General features: G+C 65.6%; 24 protein-coding genes and 1 tRNA gene. 4 read left to right on the forward strand and 21 right to left on the reverse strand.

Features of this window, described 5'->3' with window-relative positions:
* Window positions 1-33: 33 nt before the first annotated feature.
* From manD to BZF59_RS04940, 5 genes are all read right to left on the reverse strand, one after another.
* Entirely contained in the window at window positions 34-1242 is a 1209-nt protein-coding gene (manD, locus tag BZF59_RS04920; protein ID WP_086607145.1) for a D-mannonate dehydratase ManD, read from the reverse strand.
* Window positions 1243-1343: 101 nt separating this feature from the next.
* The gene (locus BZF59_RS04925; protein ID WP_086607146.1) at window positions 1344-2834 is read right to left on the reverse strand and encodes a mannitol dehydrogenase family protein; all 1491 of its coding nucleotides are present in this window, start codon (window positions 2832-2834) and stop codon (window positions 1344-1346) included.
* Entirely contained in the window at window positions 2831-4267 is a 1437-nt protein-coding gene (gene uxaC / locus BZF59_RS04930; RefSeq protein WP_086607147.1) for a glucuronate isomerase, read from the reverse strand. Before uxaC ends, BZF59_RS04925 begins: the two co-directional genes overlap by 4 nt.
* Window positions 4268-4302: 35 nt before the next feature.
* Complete coding sequence (locus tag BZF59_RS04935; protein ID WP_143738095.1) at window positions 4303-4494, reverse strand: hypothetical protein; 192 nt, start codon at window positions 4492-4494, stop codon at window positions 4303-4305.
* Between the two features lie 274 nt (window positions 4495-4768).
* Window positions 4769-4859 (reverse strand) — tRNA-Ser (locus tag BZF59_RS04940).
* Window positions 4860-5081: 222 nt separating this feature from the next.
* Between BZF59_RS04940 and BZF59_RS04945 the strand changes: the two genes are divergently transcribed.
* Complete coding sequence (locus BZF59_RS04945; RefSeq protein WP_086607149.1) at window positions 5082-6185, forward strand: peptidylprolyl isomerase; 1104 nt, start codon at window positions 5082-5084, stop codon at window positions 6183-6185.
* Window positions 6186-6192: 7 nt separating this feature from the next.
* Here BZF59_RS04945 and BZF59_RS04950 read toward each other — a convergent pair whose 3' ends face one another.
* The 9 genes from BZF59_RS04950 to pdeM form a co-directional block, all read right to left on the reverse strand.
* The gene (locus BZF59_RS04950; protein ID WP_086607150.1) at window positions 6193-7032 is read right to left on the reverse strand and encodes an SDR family NAD(P)-dependent oxidoreductase; all 840 of its coding nucleotides are present in this window, start codon (window positions 7030-7032) and stop codon (window positions 6193-6195) included.
* A 129-nt stretch (window positions 7033-7161) separates the two neighbouring features.
* Window positions 7162-8475, reverse strand: a complete 1314-nt coding sequence (locus tag BZF59_RS04955; protein WP_086607151.1) for a cystathionine gamma-synthase family protein — start codon at window positions 8473-8475, stop codon at window positions 7162-7164.
* Window positions 8476-8644: 169 nt separating this feature from the next.
* Window positions 8645-10147 carry an SLC13 family permease gene (locus BZF59_RS04960; RefSeq protein WP_086607377.1) on the reverse strand — a complete coding sequence of 501 codons (1503 nt, stop codon included), beginning with the start codon at window positions 10145-10147 and terminating at the stop codon, window positions 8645-8647.
* Window positions 10148-10237: 90 nt separating this feature from the next.
* On the reverse strand, window positions 10238-11329 hold the full coding sequence (locus tag BZF59_RS04965; RefSeq protein ID WP_245806032.1) for a DUF547 domain-containing protein: 1092 nt from the start codon (window positions 11327-11329) through the stop codon (window positions 10238-10240).
* Window positions 11330-11547: 218 nt separating this feature from the next.
* Complete coding sequence (locus BZF59_RS04970) at window positions 11548-12747, reverse strand: DUF547 domain-containing protein (RefSeq protein WP_245806033.1); 1200 nt, start codon at window positions 12745-12747, stop codon at window positions 11548-11550.
* A gap of 90 nt (window positions 12748-12837) precedes the next feature.
* Window positions 12838-13947 (reverse strand): DUF547 domain-containing protein, encoded by a 1110-nt coding sequence (locus BZF59_RS04975; RefSeq protein ID WP_143738096.1) that lies wholly within the window; start codon window positions 13945-13947, stop codon window positions 12838-12840.
* 85 nt (window positions 13948-14032) lie between these two features.
* Entirely contained in the window at window positions 14033-15160 is a 1128-nt protein-coding gene (locus BZF59_RS04980; protein WP_086607153.1) for a DUF547 domain-containing protein, read from the reverse strand.
* A gap of 260 nt (window positions 15161-15420) precedes the next feature.
* Complete coding sequence (infC, locus tag BZF59_RS04985; protein ID WP_086607154.1) at window positions 15421-15939, reverse strand: translation initiation factor IF-3; 519 nt, start codon at window positions 15937-15939, stop codon at window positions 15421-15423.
* 97 nt (window positions 15940-16036) lie between these two features.
* A complete protein-coding gene (gene pdeM, locus BZF59_RS04990; protein WP_245806034.1) occupies window positions 16037-16744 on the reverse strand; it encodes a ligase-associated DNA damage response endonuclease PdeM in 708 nt (235 codons plus the stop codon).
* 102 nt (window positions 16745-16846) lie between these two features.
* Here pdeM and hemF point away from each other — a divergent pair, with 102 nt between their 5' ends.
* Window positions 16847-17704 carry an oxygen-dependent coproporphyrinogen oxidase gene (gene hemF, locus BZF59_RS04995; protein ID WP_086607156.1) on the forward strand — a complete coding sequence of 286 codons (858 nt, stop codon included), beginning with the start codon at window positions 16847-16849 and terminating at the stop codon, window positions 17702-17704.
* Window positions 17705-17717: 13 nt separating this feature from the next.
* Here the strand turns inward: hemF and BZF59_RS05000 are convergent, their stop codons facing one another.
* On the reverse strand, window positions 17718-18605 hold the full coding sequence (locus BZF59_RS05000; RefSeq protein ID WP_086607380.1) for a glycoside hydrolase family 16 protein: 888 nt from the start codon (window positions 18603-18605) through the stop codon (window positions 17718-17720).
* Between the two features lie 136 nt (window positions 18606-18741).
* On the opposite strand from BZF59_RS05000, the gene BZF59_RS05005 reads away from it, so the two are divergent.
* On the forward strand, window positions 18742-20832 hold the full coding sequence (locus BZF59_RS05005) for a RelA/SpoT family protein (protein ID WP_086607157.1): 2091 nt from the start codon (window positions 18742-18744) through the stop codon (window positions 20830-20832).
* A 27-nt stretch (window positions 20833-20859) separates the two neighbouring features.
* Here BZF59_RS05005 and BZF59_RS05010 read toward each other — a convergent pair whose 3' ends face one another.
* Window positions 20860-21393, reverse strand: a complete 534-nt coding sequence (locus tag BZF59_RS05010; protein ID WP_086607158.1) for a J domain-containing protein — start codon at window positions 21391-21393, stop codon at window positions 20860-20862.
* A gap of 198 nt (window positions 21394-21591) precedes the next feature.
* Here BZF59_RS05010 and BZF59_RS16195 point away from each other — a divergent pair, with 198 nt between their 5' ends.
* On the forward strand, window positions 21592-21741 hold the full coding sequence (locus tag BZF59_RS16195; RefSeq protein WP_158094275.1) for a hypothetical protein: 150 nt from the start codon (window positions 21592-21594) through the stop codon (window positions 21739-21741).
* A 3-nt stretch (window positions 21742-21744) separates the two neighbouring features.
* Here the strand turns inward: BZF59_RS16195 and pal are convergent, their stop codons facing one another.
* The 5 genes from pal to tolQ are packed head-to-tail and all read right to left on the reverse strand — an operon-like array spanning window position 21745 to window position 25646.
* On the reverse strand, window positions 21745-22266 hold the full coding sequence (gene pal, locus BZF59_RS05020; protein ID WP_211277352.1) for a peptidoglycan-associated lipoprotein Pal: 522 nt from the start codon (window positions 22264-22266) through the stop codon (window positions 21745-21747).
* Between the two features lie 25 nt (window positions 22267-22291).
* A complete protein-coding gene (gene tolB / locus BZF59_RS05025) occupies window positions 22292-23674 on the reverse strand; it encodes a Tol-Pal system beta propeller repeat protein TolB (RefSeq protein WP_086607160.1) in 1383 nt (460 codons plus the stop codon).
* Entirely contained in the window at window positions 23674-24495 is an 822-nt protein-coding gene (locus BZF59_RS05030; protein ID WP_086607161.1) for a hypothetical protein, read from the reverse strand. Before BZF59_RS05030 ends, tolB begins: the two co-directional genes overlap by 1 nt.
* Window positions 24496-24507: 12 nt before the next feature.
* On the reverse strand, window positions 24508-24948 hold the full coding sequence (locus BZF59_RS05035) for an ExbD/TolR family protein (protein ID WP_086607162.1): 441 nt from the start codon (window positions 24946-24948) through the stop codon (window positions 24508-24510).
* On the reverse strand, window positions 24948-25646 hold the full coding sequence (tolQ, locus tag BZF59_RS05040; protein WP_086607163.1) for a protein TolQ: 699 nt from the start codon (window positions 25644-25646) through the stop codon (window positions 24948-24950). The genes BZF59_RS05035 and tolQ overlap by 1 nt, the downstream gene beginning before the upstream one ends.
* Window positions 25647-25649 lie beyond the last annotated feature (3 nt).

Below are 25649 nucleotides of genomic sequence, written 5' to 3' on the forward strand. Positions count from 1 at the left end.
GAGGCCCTCGAACTGTAGCGCCTAGCCAGCCCGTCACCAGTTCCACATCGTGCCATCGGCCAGCCGGGCGACGGGCAGTTGCATCGGCGTGTAGGGATACTTCGCCGCCAGCGCCTCGTCGATCTCGACCCCGTGGCCTGAGGCTTCGCCGACGATCATGTGGCCGTCTTCAAACCGGTAATCATGCGGGAACACCGCATCGGTCTCGGGCGTGTGGCGCATATATTCCTGAATGCCGAAATTGGGCACCCAGCTATCGAAATGGAGCGCGGTGCCCATCGTCACCGGCGAGAGGTCGGTCGCGCCGTGGCAGCCGGTGCGCACCTGATAGAGGCTGGCAAGATCGGCGATGCGACGCAGATGCGTCACGCCGCCCGCGCCGACGATGGTGGTGCGGATATAGTCGATCAGCTGGTTCTGGATCAGATCCTTGGCATCCCAGATCGTGTTGAACACCTCCCCTACGGCGAGCGGCGTGGTGGTGTGCTGACGCACCAGCTTGAACGCCTCCTGATTCTCGGCAGGGGTGCAATCCTCCAGCCAGAACAGCTGGTAGGGCTCAAGTAGCTTGCCAAGCTGCGCAGCCTCTTGCGGGGTGTAGCGGTGATGCGCATCGTGGAGCAAGTGGTGATCGAAGCCATAGGTATCGCGCAGCCGCTCGAACAGCTTGGGCACATAATTCAATGCCTTGCGCGTGTCCCACCCGGTGACCGAGGGCAGCGCCGCATCCGCCGGCTCGTAGAACAGCGTCCCCCGGCCCACGCCATAGGCCTTCTCGACCCCCGGAACGCCGCTCTGCGCGCGGATCGCCTTGTAGCCCATGGCGATGTATTGACCGACCGCTTCGACGGTGGCGTCGATATCCTCTCCGTTGGCGTGGCCATAGACCATGATCCGGTCGCGGCTCTTGCCGCCGAGCAGATCGTAAAGCGGCATCCCGGCCGCCTTGGCCTTGATGTCCCACAGTGCCACGTCGACCGCCGCGATCGCGCGCATCGTCACGGGCCCGCGCCGCCAATAGGCACCGCGATAGAAATACTGCCAGATATCCTCGATCCGCCGGGCATCCATCCCGATCAGCGCCGGGCAGACGTGATCCTCGAGATAGGAGACAACCGCCAGCTCGCGCCCGTTAAGGGTCGCATCGCCGATCCCGGTAAGCCCGCCTTCGACCTCGATCTTGAGCGTGACGAAATTGCGCCCCGGGCATGTCACGATCACCCGCGCCGATTTGATCTTCATCGCTGATATTTCCTGTCGTGTCGGGCCGGGCCGGACGATCCGGCAGGCTCTTGTGGTGTGGTTGAGCGGTGCGAGGCGGGGGCCGGGTCTGCCACGTGTGCTCAGCTCCGCGTAGCGGCGAAAGCCCGCACACTCGCCCCCGCGCCGTGCTCTGCGATTGCGATATAGCTGCGGGTCAGCGCTGCGACGAATTCGGCATCGGCAGGAAGGGCATCTCCGAAGATCGCACCGATCGACAGCAGCGAGCGGACCTGCGCAGCCGAATCGCCGCCGGCACGCGCGAGCGCAGCGGCCAATTCCGCGGCGAGCGGATCGTCGACTACAAAAGAAGCGCCAGCATCGTCGCGCCCTCCCTGCCAGCGCATCCAGCCCGCCAGCGCCAGCGTGAGTGCAGGCGGCACCCCGCGTCCGGCCTTGCGATAGTCCTGAATTGTCCGAAGCCAGCGCTGCGGCAGCTTCTGGCTCCCGTCCATCGCGATCTGATGGGTGCGGTGCATCAGCGCGCCATTGGCAAAGCGCGCGCGCAATTGCGCCCGGTATGCGGCAGGATCGAACCCTTCGACGGGATCGAGCGTCGACCCGGCCTCGTCCCACAGGGCGTCGATCAGCGCGCCGAAACCGGGCGCGGCCATGGCGTGGTGGACATGGGTGTGCCCCGCAAGCCCGCCGAGATAGGCGATGGCCGAATGCGCGCCATTAAGCAGCCGCAGCTTGGCCCGTTCCCACCCGGAGACATCGCGGGTGAAGGTCACGCCCACCGCGTCCAGCGCAGGCTTGCGATTGCAGAACCAATCCTCGACGACCCACTGGGCGAAGGGCTCGGTCTTGACCAGCGCCTCGTCGCGCCAGCCGGCCGCGCTTTCGAAATTGTCGCGGTCGTCGGGCGTGGTCGCAGGCACGATCCGGTCGACCATCGAGGACGGGAAGGCAACCTCCGCCGCGATCCACTGGGCGAGCGCCGGATCGATCGCTGCGGCAAGTGCGATCACCGCCGCGCGGGTGCGTTGGCCGTTTTCGGGAAGGTTGTCGCAGCTCAGTACGGTGAAGGGGGCCGTCCCCTCTGCCCGGCGCGCGGCAAGTCCCGCGACCAGATAGCCCGGCGCCGTCTGCGGGGCGGCGATGTTGGCGATGTCGGCCGCAACCGCCGGATCGTCTTTGCGCAGGGCGCACGTCACGGGGTTGAGGCAATAGCCCTTCTCGGTCACGGTCAGCGTCACCAGTGCCACGGCCGGGTCGGCCAGCGCGCGCACCAGCGCCGCCGGGTTGTCCGGCGCGAACAGCACCTCGCGGACCGATCCCACCACCTGAGCGGTCTCTTGCCCGTCATCGCAGACCAGCATGGTGAAGAGGCCGTCCTGCGGGTTCATCGCCTGCGCCACATCCGCCGACCGCAGGCTTGCGCCGCGGATCATCCAGCCGCGATGCCCCGCCGCCGTCAACGCATCGAAATACCACGCCTGATGCGCGCGGTGGAACGCCCCCGTGCCCAGATGCACCACCCCGCAAGGCTGGCCTCGATCATAGTCGGGCCGCCCCCAAGTGGCAGGCAAATCCGCCAGCACCGCATCCGACAGGCGTGAGGCCCGCTTCATGCGCGCGGTTCGCCCAGCTTGTAAGCAGCCTTGACGAGATTGTAGGCGAGATCCTGTGCGACTTGGTGCGCGTCGTCCTCCAGCATCCGGTGCTCGGCCACTAGGCGCGCGAGGAAAGCGCAGTCCATCCGCCGCGCGACATCGTGGCGGGCGGGGATCGAGAGAAACGCGCGGGTGTCGTCGTTGAAGCCGACCGTGTTGTAGAAGCCCGCCGTCTCGGTCGTGTTCTCGCGGAAGCGGCGCATGCCTTCGGGGCTGTCATGAAACCACCACGCAGGGCCGAGCTTGAGCGCAGGATAATGCCCGGCAAGCGGAGCCAGTTCGCGCGCATAGGTGCTCTCGTCGAGCGTGAAGACGATGAGGCTGAAGCGCGGATCATTGCCATGCCGCGACAGCAACGGGTGCAGGGCGGTGACGTAGTCGGTGCGCATCGGGATATCCGCTCCCTTGTCGCGCCCGAAGCGGGCGAAGACCTGCGCGTTGTGATTGCGCGAGGAACCGGGGTGGAGCTGCATCACCAGCCCGTCCTCAAGGCTCATCCGCGCCATTTCGGTCAGCAACTGCCCGCGGAATATCTCGGCGTCCTGCGGCGAGCCTTGGCCTGCCAGCACCCGGGCGAACAGCGCCTCGGCCTCCGCACGGGGCAGATCGGCGGTGGTGGCGGTGGGGTGGCCGTGATCGGTCGCGGTGGCGCCGTGGCGTTTGAAATAGGCGCGGCGATCGATCAGCGCGTCGAGATAGCCCTGATAGGTCGTAGTATCGCAGCCGGTGATCGCACCCAGCTGCGCGACATTGGCGGCGAACCCTTCATATTCGGGATCGAGAACATTGTCCGGACGGAAGGTCGTGATCACTTTCCGCCCCCAGCCATCGCGCTGCAATCGGGCGTGATGCACCAGCGGGTCGAGCGGGTCTTCCGTGGTCGCGATCAGCGCGATATTGAACCGGTCGAACAGCGCGCGCGGGCGGAAATCGTCCTGTCGCAACTGGGTGGCGATTGCGTCGTAATAAAGGTCGGCCGTCGCTTCGCTGAGCGTTTCGGTGAGGCCGAAGACCTCGGAATAGACCCAGTCGTGCCACAGCCGCGACGGCGTGCCGTGAAACAAGTGATAATGCGCCGCAAACAGCCGCCACACCTTGCGCGGGTCGGTCTCCACCGGCGCGCCTTCGGTGCCGGGCAGCCCCGGCACGCCCAGAGCCTCGAGCGGGATGCCCTGACTGTACAGCATCCGGAATACATAGTGATCGGGGGTGATCAGCAGCGCCGCTGGATCGGGGAACGGCGCATTCTCGGCAAACCACGCGGGGTCGGTGTGGCCGTGAGGGCTGATGATCGGCAGGCCGCGCACCCCGGCATAAAGCCGCCGCGCGATCGCCCGGGTTGCGGGATCGGACGGAAACAGCCGGTCCTCGTGCAGTTCAAGCCTTGCCACTTCGATCCCTCTCCCCGCCAGCCCAGCTTATCCTTTCACCGCATCCGCGCCGGTGCCATCTTCGGCGCAAGCAACTGGATGGCGGCAAAGGCGATCAGATCGCCCAGACCCGCATAGATGACGATCGGTACATAGGACCTGGTGAGCTCCAGCGTCCAGCCGGTTGCCTGCGCAATCAGGATTCCGCCAATGGCGACGAAGCGCCGGGGATACATGGCGGCGATCATGATCGATGATGTCTCAAGGGAGACCATCAAATGCCACTCAAAGTGCGGCATCGGATGTGGTGCCAACTTTCGCAAGAAAGCGTTTTGTTTTGTAAACACAACGCTTTAGAATGCTCGATTGGTAGCTGAGAAAGGGACCGCATTAGCCAGGGCGCCACCACATCAACCGCCCTCACTCAGCAAAACAGGCGACACCTGACATGAGACCGCGAGTGAGGCCGATCAGAGAATACCTCAGAAAACGTCTTATTCTCAGTATTTTATTGAGGGTAGGTGGCGGAGCAGGAGGGATTCGAACCCTCGATACGCTTTTGACGTATACACACTTTCCAGGCGTGCGCCTTCGACCACTCGGCCACTGCTCCGTTTGCCGGTTAGGGCAAGGGCGGCGCACTAGCGGCGAAATGCGAGCTTCGCAAGGCGGCACGGTTTGGTGGGCTATCGGAATCATGGTAAGGGAGTCGCATTGGCAAGCGCTGCGCGGATCCGGCATTCCCTGCGAACGCTGCCTTGAAAGCCCCTTTCCGCTCCTCGGACGTGCGGAAAGGGGTTTTTGCTTTAGCGATGTGTGTGGCAGAACGCTTGCCATGAGAACCGCACTCCTAGCCGCTGCGGCGGCCCTCGCCCTTGCCCTTCCCCTCGCCGCGCAAGAAGAGCCCAAGGGAGCACCCGCGCCGTCGGAAATCGTCGCCGCAGCGCCCAAGGCAGACTGGGTTGCGATCCCGGCGGAGGATCTGCTGGTGATGACCCTCGCCCCCGATGCCGAGGGCAAGTCGCGGCAGGTGGTGATCCAGCTGATGCCCGCGCCCTTTTCGCAAGGCTGGGTCCACAACATCCGCCTCTTCGCGCGGTCGGGCTGGTATGATGGCATCTCGGTCAACCGGGTGCAGGACAATTACGTCACCCAATGGGGCGATCCCAATTACGACAACCCGGAGGCGACGGGGAAGCCGAAGCCCCTGCCGGAGGGGCTGAAGGTGATGGGGGAAGCGGAGTATGTCGCCCCCGATATACTCGCCATCTCCGACGCGCGCGGACGGCCGCGCTTCAATTATGCGTTGGGTGCGACCGTGATGCGCAATGCCATGATCGCAACCAACAGCGGTGTCTCAGTCCCACGAGAGCTGCAGGAAGCGTTGAAAAGCGGGAAACCTCCCGCGACCGAAGAACCGCCACGAATGGGCGATGCCTATGCCGACTTCGTAACGCTGGCACTGGGCTGGCCGCTTGGCGGAACAATGGGGGAGGAAGGCAACCCGTTCTGGCCCGTCCACTGCTACGGCATGGTCGGCGTCGGGCGGAACTATTCGCCGGACACCGGCTCAGGGGCGGAGCTTTATACCGTGATCGGCCATGCGCCGCGCCATCTCGATCGCAATATCGCGCTGGTGGGCCGGGTGATCGAGGGGATGCAGCACCTCTCCAGCCTGCCGCGCGGGTCAGGCGCGCTCGGGTTCTACACCGACGAGGAAGCAGACAAGCGCACCGCCATTACATCGGTACGAGTGGCCAACGACCTGCCGACGAGTGAGCAACCACGCTTCGAATACCTATCGACCGAGAGCGATACCTTCGCGACCTATGCCGAAGCCGTCGCCAACCGCCGCGATCCCTTCTTCATCGTGCCCGCTGGCGGCGCGGATATCTGCAACATCCGCGTTCCGGTGCGGCGGGTGGCGGGAGCGCAATAGCCCGCCTTCAATCGGTGCGCGGCCCCGCAAAACCCTTGCCGCGGCTGTCGATCTGGGGATCGGGGTTGTCGTTCCACCACGGCACGTCGGTCCAGGGTCGCACGTCGACCTCGTGGCTCCAGCAATTGCGCGGCTGGTGCGCGAGGTGCCAATAGGTCCCGGCCAGCGCCGCCGGGTCGATCACGCCGTCGGTGCCCTTCCCGGCCTTGAAGGCATCGAACTTGTCGCCCAGCAGCTTGCCGAGCGTGTCGGGAGCATCGACCGGGCCGTCGACGATCACATGGGCGACGTGGATGCCCTGCGGTGCGAACTCGGCGTTCAGCGTCTGGCACAGCATCCGCCGCCCGCCCATCGCCGCCGCATGGCTGTGCTGCCCGGCATTGCCGCGCACCGCCGCGGTCGCTGAGGTGACGAGCAGCGTGCCGTGCGGGCCTCCGTCGCGGGCGCGCGCCACCATGTGTGGGAACAGCGCGTGGGCGAGGCGGAACACGCCGTAGGTGCCGAGCCGCCAGCCCAGCTCGAAAATGCGATGCGGGGTCTGTTCGAGCGCACGGTTCCCGATCTGCGCGCCGAGGTTGTAAAGCGCGCACGCGATCGGGCCAATCTCGGCCTCGGTGCGCTCGACCAGCTCCTCGATGCTGCCATCCTCGGCGGCGTTGAGCAGCGTGCCTGAGGCGCTTCCGCCCGCGGCCTCGATCTGCGCAACCATCCGCGCGAGGCCCGCCTCACCCGAGCGGCGCGCGAGCACCGTGTGATAGCCCCCGGCGGCAAAGCGCATGGCGGCATTGCCCCCGATCCCGGCCCCTGCGCCGATCGCGAGGAACACGGGCTTGCGGCTGTCGGTCATCGTTCCCTCTCCCGTCATGCTGAACTTGGTTCAGCATCCATGGCGAGGCTTGGCTCGTCTTGCTTGAAGACAGAGCCAGCCCGCCAAATGGACCCTGAAACGAGTTCAGGGTGACGGCAAGGAGCAATTTTACACCGTCTCCAGCGCCTGTGCGAAATCGGCGATCAGGTCGTCGGCGTCCTCGATCCCGACACTGATGCGAACGAGATTGTCGGTGATGCCAAGCATGTCCTTCCTCGCCTGCGGCACCGAGAGGTGCGTCATCGAAGCGGGGTGGCTCGCCAGCGTCTCCGTCCCGCCGAGGCTGACTGCGAGCTTGGCGATGGTGAGGTTGTCGAGGAAGCGGAAGCACTCCGCCTCGCCGCCCTTGATGAATACCGAGAAGGTCGAGCCCGCACCGAGGCAATGTCGGTCGTAGATGTCCTTCTGACGCGCGTCCTCGATGAATCCGAGATATCCCAGCCCTTCGACCTTGGGATGCGAGCGCAGGAAGTCGCAGACCTTCGCGGCGTTCTCGCCCGCCCGCTGCATCCGCAGTTCGACCGTCTCCAGCGAGCGCAGCAGCATCCACGCGGTGTTGGGATCGACGATCCCGCCCATCGTGTTGCGCAGCGCGCGCACCGGTGCGATCCACTTTTTCGCGCCCGCAATCGAGCCTGCAACAAGATCGGAGTGCCCCCCGACATACTTCGTCAGCGAATAGGCGACGATGTCCGCGCCATGCTCCAGCGGGCGCGACCAGAGAGGGCCGAGGAAGGTGTTATCGATCGCGATCGGGCATTCGGCCAAAACCGCATCGCGCGCGTCCCTCACCGCTTCGACATCGACCAGCGCGTTGGTGGGGTTGGCCGGGCTTTCAAGGTAGATCATCGCCACCTTGCCGCCCTGCTCGTCGGCCTGCGCCTTGGCCTTGGCCAGCACGGTGTCGAGTTCCTCGCGGGTCGCTCCGGCGGGAAAATCGACATAGCTGACCCCGAAGCGCGAGAGCACCTTGGCGACGAAGCCCTCGCTCGCCGCGTAAAGCGGGCCGGAATGGACGATCACGTCGTTCGCGCTGGCATAGGCCATCATCAGGATGCAGATCGCGGTCATGCCGCTGGAGAAGGTCAGCGCGTCCTCCGCCCCGTCCCAGACCGCGAGGCGATCTTCGAGGATCTCCTGATTGGGCCCGTTGAAGCGCGAATAGACAAGGCCTTCCGCCCCGCCTTCGCGCAGGCCGGTGATGCCTTCGAAGTGGCGCTTGCCCGCCGCCGCGCTCTCGAAAGCGAAGGTGCTGGTGAGGAAGATCGGGGCCTTGAGCGAGCCTTCGGACAGCACCGGATCATAGCCGTGGCCCATCATCAGGGTTGAAGGCTTCAGCGGGCGGCCGCCGATCTCGCGCTTGGCGGGCTTGGGCTTGCGGCGGGGGGTGGGGGTTTCGACGGCGTCGACGGCGTCAGTCATGACAGCGCATCCTTCCTTGTGCTCACGCTCCCAGGAAGGCGGGAGCCGGTCGCGGTGGGCCGGGCGCCCGTTCCTAACCTCCGCAGGAACGCTTCTCCCAAAGCCGCCGCTGTGCTGGAGAAACGACTATCGCGCGCGCACGATCCTTTCAAGTGCAGCACCGATCATTTCACACGAGCGACGCAATTGCCCACACCACGCCGACGATCAGCACCACCCCGGCGAGGTCGATCAGCAGCCCTGCGCGCACCATCGATTCGATCCGGATGCGGCCCGTCGCCCAGGCGATGGCGTTGGGGCCGGTGCCCGCGGGAAGCATGAAGCCCCAGCTCGACGCCAGCGCCGCGGGTAGCGCGAGCAGCACCGGATCGGCCCCCAGTGCCACCACCAGCGCCGCCACCACCGGCATGATTCCGGTCGCGGTGGCGACATTGCTGGCGAATTCGGTCACCACGATCACCAGCGCCACCACGGCGAGCGCGATCGCGATCAGAGGCCAGCTGGCGAGCGGGAGCAAGGCCTGCCCGATCCAGTCGGCGAGGCCCGAAGCCTGCATCCCGCCCGCCAGCGCGAGCCCCCCGCCGAACATGAAGATCACGCTCCACGGCGCGCGCTCGGCCTCGGGCCAGACCAGCAGCGGGCGGCCCGTGCCGTCGGGCAGCAGGAACAGCGCGAGCGCGGCGATCACGGCGATCGTCCCGTCGCCCCACGCGCCCTTGGGCAGCATCGGAGCCACGAGCGGCTGCGTGACCCATGCGAGAAAGGTCAGCCCCACCAGCAACGCGACCCGCATCTCGGGTGCGCTCCAGGCAGCCTTCCCGGCCATCGCGGCGCGGGCGGCGGCGAGGTCGAAAGGATGCTCGGCCACGCGCTGCACCCGGGCGATGATCCCCGCCGCCAGCGGCACCGCCAGCAGCACCAGCGGCACGCCATAGAGCGACCACTGCGCAAAGGTGATCCGCACCCCGGCAATCTCGTCAAGCAGGCCGACCGCGATCGCATTGGTGGGCGAGCCGACAATCGTCCCGAGCCCGCCGATGCTGGCGGCAAAGGCGATCCCCATCGGCAGGGCGCCGAAGAGGCCATCTTGCCGGGTCGCTTCGTCGTCCTGGAGTCCTTGTCGCCCTACCGCTGCGCTACTTGAGGGCGATGCTTGTCGCCCTACCGCTGCGCTACTTGAGGGCGCGCCCCCTTCCAGCACCGCCAGCGCCATCGGCATCATGATCAGCGCGGTCGAGGTGTTGGAGATCACCATCGAAAGGAGCGCGGCGGCGATCATGAAGGCCAGCAGCAGCCGCGCCGCGCCGCCTCCCGTGCCCACCAGCCGCAGGATCGCGAGGCTCAACCGGCGGTGCAGCCCGGTGCGCTCGATCGCCAGCGCGATGAAGGCTCCGCCCAGCAGCAGGAACAGGATAGGCGAGTAATAATCCGCCGCGGTCGCCTCGGCGCTGGCCACCCCGGCGAGCGGCAGGACGACGAAGGGCAGCATCGCGGTCACCGCCAGCGGCACGGCCTCGGTCATCCACCAGGCTGCCATCCATGCGACCAGCCCCGCGACCAGCCACGCTTCGCCCGCCATTCCGGCAGGCGGCGCGGTCACCGCCGTCAGCACCAGCGCCAGCGGGCCGAGAAACAGGCCGAACACGCGCGGGCCGATCCGGCGTGCTGTCATCCGATCTGGCCCTTCCCCGCGCATCACGGCGACAGGCCTATCAGCACGAACGCACGGCCGGCAAGCCGAACCGCCCGCCGCTGGCCCGGATTATTCGACCGCGTTCTGGTTGGGCGGATCGTCCGGCAGGCTGATATTGGAGACGAACACCCGCCCGGTGCGCTCGCCGCGGCGCTCCATGTTGCGCAGCTTGGTCTCGCGCGCCTGCATCAGGTCGCAGGCCGCGAAACCGATCTCTTCCGCACAGCCGATCAGCGGATCGTCCATCGCGCCCGGCGCAGATGCGGCGAACAGATAGTTGGGCGGCCGCGCCCCGCCGTGCAGGTCGGCGATGTCGTGCTCGCTGATCGTCGCCCTGACCTCACGCGTTCCGGCCAGCATCTCCACCGTGGGCCCTTCGGCGAAGGCGGCAAGATGGCTGCGCAGATCACCCTCGAAATCGCGGAAATAGAACGGAGCGACCTCGGCATAGAGGCTTGCCACCTCAAGCCGGTCGCCGCGCATCTGCGTGCCGCGCAGGGAATTGACGAAGTCCGCCGCCGCGACATCGAGCAGCGAGCTGACATTTTCCGCGTTGAAGGCATGGCGCTGCAATTCCGGCCCGCCGATCTCGCCGCGCCAGAAGCCATAGATGACCTTGGGATCCTTCCAGTTGCGGAAGACGATCTCTTCCCGGATATCGCGCAGCGAGACGTGGATACCGCGCAGCGTGATGAACTTGGCGTCATCCAGCGGCACGCCGCCCACCTTGATCTCGCGCGGTTCGCGCACCGGCCATTCCTTCGCGATCATTTCCATCATCGCGACGTTGTGGAGGTTGAGCCAGAACGCCAGCTGCTCGTTGCGCGGCAGGGCGGAAATGTCGAGCGTGCCTGCCACACGCTCCAGATCCTCGCGATATTCGGTGAAGCTGTTGATCACATCCTTGTCGAAGAAGCGGAACAGCACCATCGAGCCTTCCAGCCGGTAACGCGACTGCGGCCCCTGCGCGAGGCGCGAGCCGATCGGCGGATCGGGACGGCGCATCCCCTGCCGGTTGGACGGGCCCATCGCCACCAGAATGTTCTTCAGCGCGTAATCCCAAACCTCGTAATCAATCGAGTGGCGGATCGGATCGCTGGTGGGTGTGAAGATCGCCAGCCGATTATCCGACAGCGACGGTCGGGCCTCAGACTGGGCCATTGCGGGCACATAATGGCGATCTTGGGTGTCGGATTGTCGATGCGTCGCGGGCGCTTCCGCCGCTGCCATCGCAGGCAGGGCCAGCGCGGCGCCAGTCAAAATCAGTTGTGTGAACCTCGAACGCATAGAATCTCTCCCACCAGATCAATCATTCCGTCCGAAAAACAGGATATCTCAAGTCGATAAACCTCACATGAATGCATGTTCATGCAGATAGGTCATTCCACCGCGTTCTTGTTGGGAGGATCGCCGGGCAGGTCGATGTTGGAGAAGAACACCCGCCCGGTCGGCTGGCCTTTGCGCTCCATCGCCTCCAGCTTCCGTTTGCGCGCCGCGATCACGCTGCAAGCTGCATCGCCCCATGCGGAGGGACAGCCGGGGATCTGAACCGCCATGTAGGCCGGCGGACGCGCACCGCCATGGAGATCCGCAATGTCCGGCTCGCTGATCGTCGGGCGGATCTCGCTGGTCCTGGCCAGCAGTGTCAGCACCGGCTCGTCGGCGAAGTCGGTCAGATGGGCGCGCAGGTCGGTCTGGAAGTCGGGGAAATAGAAGGGCGCAACCTCGGCATAGAGCTGCGCGACATCCAGCCTGTCGCCCCGCTTCTGCGTGCCGCGCAGGGAGTTGACGAAATCCGCCCCCGCGATGTCCAGCAACGAGCCGACATTGGCTCCGGTGAAGGCATAGGATTGCAGCTGCGGCCCACCGATGTCGCCGCGCCAGAAGCCATAGATGACCTTGGGGTCCTTCCAGTGACGAAAGACGATCTTTTCGCGGATATCGCGCAAGGACACCGGGATACCGCGCAAGGTAATGAACTTCGCCTCGTCGAGCGGCACCCCGTCCAGCTCGATATCGCGCGGCTGGCGCACCGGCCAATCGCGGGCGATCTGCTCCATCAGGGCGACGTTGTGGAGGTTGATCCAGAAGGCGAGCTGTTCGTTGCGCGGGAGAGTGGAGATGTCGAGCGTTTCGGCCACGCCCTCAAGGTCTCGCCGGTAGTCGGCAAAGCTGGCGATCACGTCGTCGTCGAAAAAGCGGAACAGCACCATCGACCCTTCCAGCCGATACCGCGACTGCGGCCCATGCTTGATCCGGGTGGAGGTCAGAGGTTCCGGGCGCGGCGCGCCCTGCCGGTCCGAGGGGCCCATCGAGATCAGGATGTTCTTCAGCGCAAAATCCCAGATCTCGTAGTCGATCGTGTGGCGGATCGGATCACTGGTGGGGGTGAAGATCGCGAGCCGATCGTCCGACAGCGAGGGCCGCGTATCAGCCGGGCCAGACGCCGGGACGTAAGGCGCAGCGGGCGGTTGTGCCCCCGCGGCTTGATCAGGCGCCGCAGCGGTCTCGGCCGCGGCCATGGTCGGCATGGCGAGGCACGATCCGGCGATCAGCGCGATCGCGACGTTCGACAACATGTCATCTCTCCCACCAGATGAATTGTCCGTCCAAGGCCCCTAATCCGTCAGCCATAATGCCCGAAACAGCACGCATTTCAATCCGCTATTCTATTCGATCTCGTTCTTTTCAGGGGGATCGCCGGGCAGATCGATATTGCTGAAGGTCACGGTGTAGGTGCGTGGCCGGGTGCGCCTGATATATTCCAGCTTGCGGGCCCGCTGCGCCAGCAGGCCAAGCACCGGGGGGCTCAGCCGCCCGTCGCGATAGAAGGCCGAAGGCCGCCGCCCGCCGGACAGATCGGCGATGTCGTGTTCGTAGAGGCTAGCCTTTACCGTCTCGGTCCGCGGCAGCATCTCGGCGACCTTGCCTTCGACATGCGCTGCGAGATGCGTGCGCAGGTCGGCCTCGAAATCGGGGAAGAAAAAGGGTGCGGCCTCGGCATAGAGGCGCGAGACATGAAGCGTGCCCCCGCGCCGCTCGACACCGCGCCGGGAATTGGCGAATTCGCGCGCGACACTGTCGAGCTGTGCCGAAAGTCCCAATCCCTGAAACGCGCGGCGCTGCATCGCCGGCCCGCCGATCTCGCCGCGCCAGAAGCCGTAGATCACCGCCGGGCTTCGCCAGTTGGCAAAGACGATCCGCTCACGGATCTCGCGTGGCGACAGCGGCACCCCTTTGACCGTGACGAAGCGCGCTTCATCAAGCGGCACTTCTGCCACCATTATCTCGCGCGGCACGTAAACCGGCCATGCAGCCCCGATCTGTTCCACCAGCGCGACATTGTGGAGGTTGAACCAGTAGGCAAGCTGCTCGTTGCGGGGCAGGGACTGGATGTCGATCTGATCCGCCAGCGCTTCCAGTTCGCGGCGGTAGCGGGCGATGTTGGCGATGGTTTCGGCATCCATCACATCGAAGCCGACCATTGCCCCTTCGAGCCGGTAGATCGAGTTGTGCCCGAACCTGCGCGACCCGCCCGCCCCGCCGGGCGGCATCTTGCGCAGCGGCGGACCCATGGAGACGACATAGGCGGCCAGCGCCTCGCTCCAGACGCTGAAATCGAGGCGGTCCTCACGTCCTGATGGGCGAGGTGTGAAGGCAGCAAAGCGGTCATCCGGCACCCTTGCCAGCCCGGCTGCCTCGGGAGGCGACGCAAGGGCGTGACCGGGTGCGTATAGCACCGCCGCAGCGATCAGCACTGGCAGGCTATGCTTCGCCACCACCCCGTTCTCCGCCAGCGGAATCCTGACGAAAGCAATGTTATCTCGGGCAAATATACCCTTGATGAACGGAGGCGCCGCGCGGTTACTCCACCTCGGCCGGTTCGCCCTCAGCGCCCGGTGTGGCGACGTTGGTCATGGTCACGGTGCCGGTGCGGCCGCGGCGGATGATTTCCTGGAACTTGGTCTCGCGCTCCTTGAGCAGCGCGGCCATGGCCTGCGGGATGCGGAAGCTCTTCGACATGCCGTCGGTGGTGATGTTGGTGACAGTGGGCTCGCGCACACCGCCTTCGAGGTCGGCGATGTCATATTCGCTCACCACCGGATCGGCCCCGCGCGTCTGGGCGAGGATCGCGGCGGTCTTCTCGTCGGCATAGCGGGCAAGATGCGCGCGCAGGTCAGCCTCGAAGTTGGGGAAGAAGAACGGCGCCGCCTCGCGGTAGAATTCCGAGACCTGCAGCGTTCCGCCGCCATCCTGCGTGCCGCGCAGCGAATTGACGAAATCAGTCGCGCCGCGCGCCAGCAGGCGGGCGACGTTTTCGGCGTTGAAGGCCTCCCGCTGAAGCGAGGGCCCGCCGATCTCGCCGCGCCAGAAACCATACATGACTAGCGGATCGTTCCAGTGGCGATAGACGATCTTCTCGCGGATATCGCGCAAGCTGAGCTTCACGCCCTCGACCGTGATGAAGCGCGCGTCATCGAGCGGCACGCCATCGATCTTCAGCTCGCGCGGCTGGCGCACCGGCCAGGCATTGGCAAGCTGTTCGACCAGCGCGACATTGTGGAGGTTAATCCAGTAGGCAAGCTGTTCGTTGCGGCTCAGCGCCTGAATGTCGACGATGTTCGCCGTGTTCTCCAGATCCTTGCGATACTCGGTGAAGCTGGCGATCACGTCCTTGTCGAGAAAGCTGAACATCACCCGCGTGCCTTCCAGCCGGTAGCGCGAGACATGGCCATATTGCCGCCGCGAGCCGAAGCTCGGATCGGGCCGGGGCGCGCCTTCGCGCAAGCTGGGGCCCATCGAGATGACGATGTTCTTCATCGCCTCGTCCCAGATCGAATAGTCGATTCCGTCGTTGTTCGGGGTCTTGGACGGCTCGAAGGTCGCCAGCTCGGCCTCGGTCGGAGCGGCGGCGTGGGCCGGGAGGGCGAGACCGAAGGCGGCACCCGCCAGCAGGGCGGTGCGCAGAAGGTGAGGGGGCAGGAACGGCATCGGGGTATGGTTTCCTGTCAAGGCCAGCGCCCGCAGAAGGGGTGCCGACGGGGATCGGTTAGGGGCTTGGCAGGGTCAGGACAGGGCTCGCACCCTTCTCTCCCCCACCGGCACGGCAATAGCACCGATAAGTGCAACGGTGTTGCCCGTAATCGGTTTCCGTCTGCATCCTGTCGAAAGGACAAGCCGTTGGTCGGCTGAGGTTGTTTGCATGGCGGCGGGTGGCCAGACGCTGGCCACCCGTCATCGCAGGGGTGCGCCTATTTGGGCGCGAGCACCATCAGCATCTGGCGGCCTTCCAGCCGCGGGAAGGCTTCGACCTTGGCGTATTCGGCAACATCGTCCTGCACCTGCTTCAGCAGATCCATGCCGAGGTGCTGGTGCGCCATTTCGCGCCCGCGAAACCGCAGGGTGATCTTCACCTTGTCGCCGTTTTCGATGAACTTGTGCACGTTGCGCATCTTCACGTCATAATCATGCGTGTCGATGTTCGGGCGCATCTTCACTTCCTTGATGTCCTGGGTTTTCTGCGTCTTGCGCGCCAGGTTGGCCTTTTTCTGGGCCTCATAGCGATACTTGCCGACATCGAGGAACTTGCACACCGGCGGGTCCGCGTTGGGGGACACTTCGACGAGGTTCAGGCCCTTTTCATTGGCCTGTTCGATCGCTTCGCGGGTGTACATCACGCCAAGGTTTTCGCCTTCGTCATCAATGACGCGGACCTTGGGGACGTTGATCATGCTATCAAAACGAGGGCCGCTTTTTACGGGCGGGGCCATCGAGCGCCGGGGTGGACGTGATATGGGGTGTTCTCCTGTGGTTATGACTTGTCGGGCGCTCCTTAGTCCGAAACGCGCAGCAACGCCAGATGGAGTCTTACGCGGCCGCCTGCCATAGCGGAAAGCGCGCAATCTGGCCGCGTGCGGGCATCAGCGCTTCGATCGCGCGGGCTGGCGACAGCGCGGCGCGGATTTCAGGCGCGGCGGCGTCCATCCCGCCGGTGAGCGTACCGAAAGCGGGGAGGATCATCCGCTCGGCCCCGCTGCCAGAGCGACCCATGACGGCGCAGGGGCGCGCAATATGGCGGTTGCGGACATTGACCCTGAGCTTGGGGTGATAGTGGCCCGACAGCTCGGGCGCGGTCTCTCCGGCGCGGGCTTCATGGCGCAGGATGATCCCGCCCAGTTCAAGCTCGGGCAGGATCGCCCCGCCGAAGCCCTTGGGCAGCGCCTCGTCATGATTGCCGGTGATCCACACCCAGTCGAGCGACCGGGTCAGCGCTTCGAGCATTCCGGTGCAATGCGCATCGAGCCGCAATGCGCCCGCATCATCGTGGAAATTGTCCCCCAGCGTGATCACCCGCCGCGCGCCCGTCTGCCGCACCGCATCGGCCAGCCTCTCGAGCGTGTCGCGGCTGTCATAGGGCGGGAGCATCTGGCCGCGCTGGGCGAACCAGCTGGCCTTTTCCAGATGGAGGTCAGCAACCAGCAGCGCGCGTTCCGCCGGCCAGTAGAGCGCACGCCCCTGCCCCAGCAGAAATTCCTGCCCGGCAAAGGCGAAGGGGGCGAACATAGCGCGAACCATGACGGGCCTCTGCCCGCAAATTTTCGGCTTTGCAACACAGTCAGCGCTCTTGTGCCCGACGCGCCATCGCCTATGGTGCGCGCGAATGACGGACGGGGATGTATGACGGACTGGACACCTTACACGGAGCGCGCGCGCACGTGGTTTGAAGACTTGCGCGATCAAATCTGCGCCGAATTCGAGAGCATCGAGCGCGAGGCAGGCTCCGACGCCGCCTTTCAATACACGCCCTGGCAGCGCGAGGAGGAAGGCAATCCCGACCCCGGCGGCGGGGTGCAGGGGCTGATGAAGGGCAAGGTGTTCGAAAAGGTCGGCGTCAACGTGTCGACCGTGCGCGGCAGCTTTGCCAAGGAATTTGCGGGCAGCATCAACGGGGCGAGCGCCGAGAACCCCGGCTTTGTCGCCACCGGGATCAGCCTTGTCGCGCACATGAGCAATCCGCACGTGCCGGCGGTGCACATGAACACCCGCTTCCTCACCACCACCAAGGCATGGTTCGGCGGCGGCGCGGACTTGAACCCCCCGCTCCCCTATGAGGAGGACACCGCGCAATTTCACGCGGCGATGAAGGCCGCCTGCGATCCGCACGGGGCCGACTATTACGATCGCTACAGCAAGTGGGCAGAGGAATATTTCTACATCCCCCACCGGCAGGTGCACCGCGGGGTGGGCGGGCTGTTCTGCGACCATCTGGAATGCCCCGACGATGCGGCATGGCAGGCCAATTTCGCCTTCATTCAGGACATCGGCAAGCAGTTCCTCGAAGCCTTCCCCGCGATCGTGCGCAAGCGCATGAACCAGCCCTTCGACGCCGCCGACGAGGCGGAGATGTTCGAATACCGGGGCCGCTACGCCGAGTTCAACCTCGTCTACGACCGCGGCACGATCTTCGGCCTCAAGACCGGCGGCAATATCGACGCGATCCTGATGAGCCTGCCGCCGCGCGCGACGTGGTCATAGGGCAAGGCGGCGATCAGTCCTGCAAGGGTGCGTAGACCCGCACCCAGTCGACATACATTGCCACCTTACCGGCTTTGATCGCATCAACCGTGGCTTGCGGCATGCCGTTATAGGGGTGTTTGATGCCGTTGGTCTTGAATGGATAGGCACCGCCGATCGCGAAATTGAGGATCAGGTGCTTCTTGTTGTCGAAGCGCCATGGGCCGTAATGCTCCACCATCGGCCGCGTGACGCGATAGGTCAGTCGGCCATCGACTTCGAACAGGACAGACTGGCTGGTCCATTCGACGGCATAGGTGTGCCAGTCGGTCACATCGGTTTCCGGGGCGAATACAAACTTGTTCACCAGCGGCGTCTCGCCCGAATAGCCCGGCCCGTGCAACGCCACGCCAGTCCAGTCGAGTTCGCCGACATATTCCATGATGTCGATCTCGCCGGTGCCGGGCCACTCGCCGTTGCCGAGCATCCAGAAGGCTGGCCACACGCCAACCGCATCGGGCATCCTGATCCGCGCCTCGATCCGGCCGTAGGTGAACTCGGCCTTGCCCTGTGAATTGACCCGTCCCGAGATGAAGTCGGCTTTACGATCCTTGCGCGTGTCCACGCCGGGCCGGTAGACTGGCCGCAGCACCAGCGCGCCGCCTTCGGCACCGGCGACATCGCGGGCGATCTGGATCGTGTCGGGGCTGTCGAGATAGGCCTGCTGCTCGTTGTTGACCCAGAAATCCATGCCGACAACGTTCCACTTGCTGCGATCAAGCGCGGGGCCGTCGAATTCGTCCGCGAACAAAAGTGCGCGCGCTTCGCTACCGGTGGAGGCCTTCGGGTGCTCCGCTGCGGCGCCAGTTCCGGCAATCAGGGCGAACGCCGCTATGGTTGCATGGCGAACGGCTCGGTTCATGGTGATGTCTCTCCGCTTGATCCCGCTCATGCGATAGCATTGCCCGAGGCGCGTGCCATCCGGCTGAAGACGAATTCAACCATGCCGGGCATTTGCCGCTTGCCCGTGTGCCGTGCGGGACACATATTCGCTAGCGATGCTCCGCCAATACGAACTCGTCGAGAAGGTCCTCGAATACGACCCTGACGCCGACGAGGCGATGCTCAACCGCGCCTATGTCTATACCGTGCAGAAGCACGGCTCGCAGAAACGCGCGAGCGGCGATCCCTATTTCTCGCATCCGGTCGAAGTCGCGGGCCTGATGACCGACCTGAAGCTCGATCAGGCGACGATCATCACAGCGCTGCTCCACGACACGGTGGAGGACACCCTCGCCACGATCGACGATATCGAGGTGCATTTCGGCCCCGAAGTCGCCCGGCTGGTGGACGGGGTGACCAAGCTCTCCAAGATCGAGGCCATGCCCGAGAACGAGCGTGCGGCCGAAAACCTGCGCAAGTTCCTGCTCGCCATGTCCGAAGACATCCGCGTGCTGCTGGTGAAGCTCGCCGACCGGCTGCACAACATGCGCACGCTGCACTTCATCAAGTCACCCGAAAAGCGCCAGCGAATCGCGCGTGAGACGATGGATATCTACGCCCCTCTCGCCGAGCGGGTGGGGATGTATGAATACATGCACGAAATGCAGGCACTGGCCTTCCGCGAGCTGGAACCGGAGGCCCATGCCACCATCACCAACCGGCTCGAACAGCTGCGCTCACAGGATGGCGGGCAGGTCGATGCGATTGCGCTGACGATCAAGCAGCGCCTCGCCGAAGCGGGGCTCAAGGTCGAGGTCTACGGGCGCGAGAAGCACCCCTATTCGATCTGGCACAAGATGGCCGAGCGCCATGTGAACTTCGAACAGGTCACCGACATCATGGCCTTCCGCGTCCTCACCGAAACCGAGGAGGACTGCTACCGCGCGCTCGGCATCCTGCACACCACGTGGCAGTTCCTCCCCGGCAAGTTCAAAGACTACATCTCGACGCCGAAGTCGAACGGATACCGCAGCTTGCACACCTCGCTGATGTACGAGAATTCGATGCGGGTCGAAGTGCAGATCCGCACCCGCGACATGCACCGCACCAATGAATTCGGCCTTGCCGCGCACTGGGCCTACAAGCAGGGCGACCAGCCCGATGGCGCGGTGGGCTGGCTGCGCGACCTGATCGAGATCGTCGATGCGAGCCACGATGCCGAAGAGCTGCTCGAGCATACGCGCATGGCGATCTATCAGGATCGCATCTTCGCCTTCACCCCCAAGGGCGCGCTGTTCCAGATGCCCAAGGGCGCGACGGCGGTGGACTTTGCCTTCGCCGTCCACACAAATCTCGGGCTTCAGACCGCGGGGGTGAAGATCAACGGCCGCCACATGCCGCTGAGGACCCCGCTCGCCAATGGCGATGTGGTGGAGATCATCAAGAACCCGCATGCCTCGCCGCAGCTGTCATGGCTCGCCTTCGTCGTCACCGGCAAGGCGCGCGCCGCGATCCGCCGCGCGGTGCGGGCGAAGGAGCGCGCCGAAGTCGCCACCATCGGCTCCAAGCTGTTCGACGAGATCGCCGCGCGCGTCCCCGCCCGCATCGGCAAGAAGGCGATCCGCGCCGCGATCGAGCGGCTCGGCATGGAGGAGCCCGACGATCTGATGTACGCGATCGGCGCGGCCAAGATCACCGACCGCGAGGTGATGGAAGCGCTGGTCCCCGGCTGCACCGCCGAGATCGCCGAGGACGAACAGTGGGAGCGGCGCGAGCGCGCGATCTCGATCCGCGGCCTCACACCGGGCGTCGCCTTCGACCTCGCGCCCTGCTGCCACCCCGTCCCCGGCGACCGCATCGTCGGCATCCGGCGCAAGGGGGAGACCGTGCTGGTTCATGCGATCGACTGCATGGAACTGGCGAGCGGGGTCGACAGCGACTGGATCGACCTCGCCTGGGGCAACCAGTCTTCCGGCGCGGTCGGGCAATTGTCGGTGACGATCTACGACCGGCTGGGCACGCTGGCGGAAATGGCGGGCATATTCGCGCAGAACAAGGCCAACATCATCACCCTGATGCAGGCCCAGATCGATCACCCTTTCGTGACCTATGATGTCGAGGTCGAGGTGCAGGATTCGGTCCACCTCAACCGCATCATCTCCGCCCTGCGCGCCAGCGACGCGGTGGCGCAGGCCGAGCGGCAGTGAAGGCGCGACGCCGGCTGGGTTAGCCGATCAGCCGCGCCATTCGCGGCGTTCCTCCGCCGCGCGCAGGACTTCGTAGCTGGTCTGGATCAGCTGGAACTGCTTGGCGGCCTCGGCATCGCCGGGCTTCACGTCGGGGTGCACTTCCTTGGCGCGGGCACGGTAGGCTTTCTTGACCGCGTTGAAATCGGCGTCCGATTCCAGCCCCAGCACCTCGAGCGCGCGCATCTCGTCGGCCGAGCGCGAGCCGTCGCCCGATCCGGCCCAGCCGTAATGCGCGCTTTCGGCATAGCCCGCACTCTCGGCGCGTTCGGCCTTGGCGCGTTCTTCCTTTTCGGCGGCTTCCAGCCCTTCGAAGTAATCCCACTTGGAATTGTATTCGGCCGCGTGCTTCTGGCAGAAATACCAGCGGTCGGGGCTGTTGGGGGCCTTGGGCGCGGGGCAATTGCCCGGCTCGTCACACCCGTGGCGGTCGCAGATGCGGACATTGGTCGCTTCCTGCGAGGAGCCATAGGGCCGCCAGCGCGGGAAGCCCCAATCCATCGATCGGCGCGCGCGGCTCATCGGCGAGCCCGGAGGCGGAGCCGGGTTCGGGGTGTGCGGGGGGGCATGTCGTTGGTCGATTGTCTCACGCGCTCAATCTAGGCGAGGTGGCCGCCAATGGGAAGGCGTGAGATGCGGGAACCAGTTGCAATGTGAAATGTTGCATTGCGCAAAGCCCACCATCCGGCGCAGGTCTGCGCTGCGTCCGAAAGTTTGATCATGAGCCCGCAACTGACCCTCTCCAGCCTGTTCTGCGTGCTCGCGCTTGCGGGTCTGTGCGTGGTCACCTCGGCGCGCGAGCTCAGCGGATTCGGCGCGCCGGTCGCCGAGCGGCAGGCCGAGGTCGCCCCCGGCCTGCTCAACGGCTAGCAATCAGTTGATGATCACGCTCGCGGCGCGGCGGTTCTGCGCCCAGGCGCTTTCGTTCGAGCCAAGCGCGACCGGGCGTTCCTTGCCATAGCTCACCACCGCGATGCGGTTGGCGTCCACGCCCAGGCTGACCAGATAGGCCTTGGCCGCATTGGCACGGCGCTCGCCCAGCGCGATGTTGTATTCGCGGGTGCCGCGTTCGTCGGCATGGCCTTCGATGGTGAAGGTGATCTGCGGATAGCGCGCGAAATACTGCGCCTGCGCCTGCAGCGCGGCGGCATCCTGCGTGTCGATATTGTAGCGATCAGTATCGAAATAAATCGTGGTCGAAGAACCGACGGCCGCCGCAAAGTGCCCCTGCGTGCCCACGGTCGGGCCGGTGGGCGTCACGGTCGGGGCCGCCGTCGCGGCTGGGCGCGGGGTGCTGACCGGATCGGGCGGGAGCACCTCGGGGGCCTTCTTCGAACAGGCGGCAAGGCCGGTGGCCGAGGCGAGAAGCAGGATCGTCGCAAGCTTGGTGTTCATCGCTCTTGTTCCTTTCACGAGAAAATCAGGGGCGGATCGGGCCCCAGGCGGGGTCGGAGGCGTCGACCGGGGTCGGCAGGCGGCGTTCGTTCTGGCCGGTGAGATCGACCTGCCAGATGCCCGAACGGCCGGTGTTCTTCTCGGTGCGGAAGAACTGGATGATGCGGCCATTGGGCGCCCATGTCGGGGCCTCGTCCTGCCAGCCGCGAGTCAGAACGCGCATATTGCCGCCAGAGGTATTCATCACCGCCACGTTGAAATCGCCGGCGATGCGCGTGAAGGCGATCTGGTCGCCGCGCGGGCTCCATTCAGGCGTGGCACAGCGCCCGCCGAAGAAGCTGATACGCTTCTGGTTGCTGCCGTCGGCGTCCATCACATAGCACTGCTGGCTGCCCGAACGGTCGCTTTCGAACACGATCTTGGAGCCATCGGGCGAATAGGAGCCGCCGACGTCGATCCCCGGCGAATCGGTCAGCTTGATGCTCTGGCCGCCGGTCGCAGGGACGCGGTAGACATCGGTATTGCCCGCCACCGCCATCGAATAGAGGATATACTTGCCATCGGGCGACCAGCGCGGGGCGAGGGTCGGGTTGCGGTTCTCGGTCACCAGCACCTGCTTGCCGCTGCCGATGTCATAGACATAGATCCGCGGATTGCCGTCGACATAGGAGAGATAGAGGATCTTCGAATAGTCGGGCGAGTAACGCGGGGTGAGCGCGGTGGCGCTGCCCAGCGTCAGGAAGCGGTGGTTCGCACCGTCCGAGTCCATCACCGCCAGCCGCTTCACGCGGCGATCCTTGGGGCCGGTCTCAGCGATATAGGCGATGCGGCTGTCGAAGAACGGGCTCTCGCCGGTGAGGCGGCTGAAGATGAGGTCGGAGCACTTGTGCGCCGCGCGCCGCCAGTCGGCCGGGCCGACCACCCAGCCCTCGCGCACCAATTGCTGCTGCAGCGCGACGTCGAACAGGTAGCAGCCGACCACCAGCTTGCCGTCGTCGCGCGCGCGAACATAGCCCTGCACCAGCATCTCGGCGCTGCGCCCGCTCCAGGTGCTGTAGGCGGGCGCCGGGATCTGCGCGAAGCTCGGCTGCGGCAGGCTGTCGGGGCCGACCGGCTTGAACAGCCCGTTGTTCCTGAGGTTGGCGGTAATAACCCGCGCCATCTCGCGCCCCAGCGCGCCGGTGCCGTCGGCATTGGCCGGGGTCGCGCGCTCGCGATCAGTGGCGAAGGCGGGGATGGCGATGCCGATGTCAGACCATGCCGCCTCGTCGGTGATGCGGATGACGACATCGTCGCTTTCGCTCTCGATCACCTCGACCGGCCCGCCTTCGGATTGCGGCGCGCCCAGATCCTGCGCCGACACTGAGACTGCGGTTCCGGCAAGCAACAAGGCAAGCAGCGCCTTCATCACGAATTCCTATCAAAATCTAAAGTGAATGTGTTCTGGTCGGCTGGCACCGGAAAGGGAACCGTGAATTTGCCAACCAGCTTGATCGCGCGCACCGCTTCCTCGCGGTGGCGGTCGACCTGATTGCGGTTGAGATCGGTCACGCCCCGTGTGGCGCCGACCAGTTGCGGCTCGCCCGCCAGCGTGCCGTCAGGGTTGAGTTTGAAACGCACGCGCGTGACCAGCTTTTCGGCATCGGGCCCCTGCGGCACGCGGCCCTGCCACTTGAGGCGCACCTGCCGCCCGACCGCGCTCTGGAGCGAGGCGAGTTCATTGGGGCCCAGCGTCTTGGCTGGCGGACGGGTTTCCGTTGCCGTTGTGGAGGAGCCAGCGCCCTCGCCAAACGCCTCGTCGAACCGCGATCCGCCCCCGGCCTTGGTGGCAGGCTTGGACGGCGCGGCAGCAGCCTTCTGCGGCGGGGTGCGGTCCGGACGCGAGCGGTCGCGGCTGGGTGCGGGCTGCTGCGCGGCGGGTTTGGGCTTGGGCTGCGTCGTCGGCACGGGCCGGGCGGCAGGCTCGGGCCGGGCGGCCGCAGCCTCGGGCGCGGGAGCCGGGTTGAGGTCGAGCGTCGGCGCGGTGGAGGGACGGCTCTCCGCGACCGGATCGGGCGCCGTTTCCTCGAGGCCGACATTGGTCGCGAGGCTGACACTGATCCGCTCGGGAAACACGGTAACCTCCGAGCGGATGGTCTGCATCAGCAGCACTGCCACCAGCGCGCCATGCAGCACGACCGCTGCGGCCAGACCGATCTTCTCTTCGTTACGGAGCGCGATGTCAGCCATACTCTGCCCGGACTATGGAGCCGAAACTGAACCGTCGGTGACCAGCGAGATCTGGGTGAAGCCAGCCCGGCCGAGCTCGCCCATCACCGCCATCACCCGGCCATAATCGAGATTGCGGTCACCGCGCAGCACGATGAGCGGCGGCTCGCCCCCGCGGTCAAGTGCTTCGAGCGCCGCCGGAAGCCCGCCAATCGGGACCGGCGTATCCTCGATATAGATCCGGCCCACGGCATCGACCGAAATGGTGATCTGCTCGGGCTTTTCCTCGACCGGCGCGGCGCGGCTGTCGGGCAGGTCGATCGGCACGCCGACGGCGGGGAGCGTAACGGTGACCATGAAGATGATCAGCAGCACCAGCATTACGTCGACCAGCGGCGTGACGTTGATCTCGGCCATGGCAGCGCGGCGGCCGCGCTTGCCCCGGCGGCGACCAGAAGAGACGCCCATCCCCATTATGCGCGGTCCAGCTCGCGGCTCAGCCCGGCGTGGAGCCGGTCGGCAAAGCGCTGAAGCGTCGCCTCGTAACGATCCACCGCCCCCCCGAAGCGGTTATAGGCGATCACCGCAGGGATCGCCGCAAACAGGCCGATGGCGGTGGCGAACAGCGCCTCGGCAATGCCGGGGGCGACCACGGTGAGGCTGGCGCTCTGCTGCGCGCCGATCTGGAAGAACGAGTTCATGATCCCCCACACCGTGCCGAACAGGCCCACGAAGGGCGCGACCGACCCGACCGTGGCGAGGAAGTTGAGCCTCCCGGCGAGATCGTCGGCCTCCTCGGCGATCTGGCTGTCCATCGCCGCGGCGATACGCTCGCGGGTGGCGGCGCGGTCGACTGGCTGCTTGGCGGTGGACTTGCGCCATTCGTCCAGCCCCGCAGCCGCGACGCGGGCGGCGGGGACTTCCTTGCGCGCCTGCTTGGTCAGCAAGCCCTCACGGTCGCGCTGCTCCCAGAATTCCTCCTGATAGGCCTGCGACTTCTTCGACAGCGCGCCGATCCTGAGGGAAAAGGAGACGATGATCGTCCACACCCACAGGCTGGCGAGGATCAGGCCGACCATCACCGCTTGCACGATGATGTCGGCAGTCAGGAAGAGTTCGACCGGATCGAGCCGGGTCGGGGCGGCAGCGGCGCTGAGCAGGGCAAGCGTCACGGT

Source organism: Erythrobacter donghaensis (assembly GCF_002155425.1).
Classification (GTDB): Bacteria; Pseudomonadota; Alphaproteobacteria; order Sphingomonadales; family Sphingomonadaceae; genus Erythrobacter; species Erythrobacter donghaensis.

Bases quoted from the DNA above. Each gene is read 5' to 3' on its own strand.
- pal (WP_211277352.1), bottom strand. From the start codon at position 22,266: ATGAACACCAAGCTTGCGACGATCCTGCTTCTCGCCTCGGCCACCGGC.
- BZF59_RS04925 (WP_086607146.1), bottom strand. From the start codon at position 2,834: ATGAAGCGGGCCTCACGCCTGTCGGATGCGGTGCTGGCGGATTTGCCT.
- BZF59_RS04935 (WP_143738095.1), bottom strand. From the start codon at position 4,494: ATGATCGCCGCCATGTATCCCCGGCGCTTCGTCGCCATTGGCGGAATC.
- BZF59_RS05010 (WP_086607158.1), bottom strand. From the start codon at position 21,393: ATGAGCCGCGCGCGCCGATCGATGGATTGGGGCTTCCCGCGCTGGCGG.
- BZF59_RS05030 (WP_086607161.1), bottom strand. From the start codon at position 24,495: ATGGCTGACATCGCGCTCCGTAACGAAGAGAAGATCGGTCTGGCCGCA.
- BZF59_RS16195 (WP_158094275.1), top strand. From the start codon at position 21,592: ATGAGCCCGCAACTGACCCTCTCCAGCCTGTTCTGCGTGCTCGCGCTT.
- pdeM (WP_245806034.1), bottom strand. From the start codon at position 16,744: ATGGTTCGCGCTATGTTCGCCCCCTTCGCCTTTGCCGGGCAGGAATTT.
- BZF59_RS04960 (WP_086607377.1), bottom strand. From the start codon at position 10,147: ATGACAGCACGCCGGATCGGCCCGCGCGTGTTCGGCCTGTTTCTCGGC.
- BZF59_RS05035 (WP_086607162.1), bottom strand. From the start codon at position 24,948: ATGGGGATGGGCGTCTCTTCTGGTCGCCGCCGGGGCAAGCGCGGCCGC.
- BZF59_RS04950 (WP_086607150.1), bottom strand. From the start codon at position 7,032: ATGACCGACAGCCGCAAGCCCGTGTTCCTCGCGATCGGCGCAGGGGCC.
- BZF59_RS04980 (WP_086607153.1), bottom strand. From the start codon at position 15,160: ATGCCGTTCCTGCCCCCTCACCTTCTGCGCACCGCCCTGCTGGCGGGT.
- hemF (WP_086607156.1), top strand. From the start codon at position 16,847: ATGACGGACTGGACACCTTACACGGAGCGCGCGCGCACGTGGTTTGAA.
- BZF59_RS04970 (WP_245806033.1), bottom strand. From the start codon at position 12,747: ATGTTGTCGAACGTCGCGATCGCGCTGATCGCCGGATCGTGCCTCGCC.
- BZF59_RS05000 (WP_086607380.1), bottom strand. From the start codon at position 18,605: ATGAACCGAGCCGTTCGCCATGCAACCATAGCGGCGTTCGCCCTGATT.
- manD (WP_086607145.1), bottom strand. From the start codon at position 1,242: ATGAAGATCAAATCGGCGCGGGTGATCGTGACATGCCCGGGGCGCAAT.
- BZF59_RS05005 (WP_086607157.1), top strand. From the start codon at position 18,742: ATGCTCCGCCAATACGAACTCGTCGAGAAGGTCCTCGAATACGACCCT.
- infC (WP_086607154.1), bottom strand. From the start codon at position 15,939: ATGGCCCCGCCCGTAAAAAGCGGCCCTCGTTTTGATAGCATGATCAAC.
- tolB (WP_086607160.1), bottom strand. From the start codon at position 23,674: ATGAAGGCGCTGCTTGCCTTGTTGCTTGCCGGAACCGCAGTCTCAGTG.
- BZF59_RS04955 (WP_086607151.1), bottom strand. From the start codon at position 8,475: ATGACTGACGCCGTCGACGCCGTCGAAACCCCCACCCCCCGCCGCAAG.
- BZF59_RS04965 (WP_245806032.1), bottom strand. From the start codon at position 11,329: ATGGCCCAGTCTGAGGCCCGACCGTCGCTGTCGGATAATCGGCTGGCG.
- BZF59_RS04945 (WP_086607149.1), top strand. From the start codon at position 5,082: ATGAGAACCGCACTCCTAGCCGCTGCGGCGGCCCTCGCCCTTGCCCTT.